This window comes from Tetzosporium hominis, from assembly GCF_002265435.1.
Taxonomy (GTDB): domain Bacteria; phylum Bacillota; class Bacilli; order Bacillales_A; family Planococcaceae; genus Chryseomicrobium; species Chryseomicrobium hominis.
In genome coordinates, this window is record NZ_NOKQ01000202.1 from 1 (window position 1) to 247 (window position 247).

At 40.1% G+C, this 247-nt stretch carries 1 pseudogene; it reads right to left on the minus strand.

Annotated elements, in window-relative coordinates:
• Positions 1 to 192, minus strand: a pseudogene (locus CF394_RS07470) (hypothetical protein); the annotation flags it as partial.
• Between the last annotated feature and the right edge of the window lie 55 nt (positions 193 to 247).

Below are 247 nucleotides of genomic sequence, written 5' to 3' on the forward strand. Positions count from 1 at the left end.
ATAGCGGGAGTGAACCAAGCTATAGGCAGATACAAAGCGCTCATCTTGTAGGTCCAGATAAAATTCGCTAACTTCAACCGGAGGTAGAAGTCCTTTGAAAACAATAGTTTCCGTCGAAAGCGAAGGAATATAGACTTCGTAGCCATTCTCTGGCAAAAATCGTTCAAGTCTTTTGCGGAATCGATAAATGTGTCTTTCAAAATCTTATTGCGTCATGTGAGTGTCGTTTTTCTCTACAAACAATTGT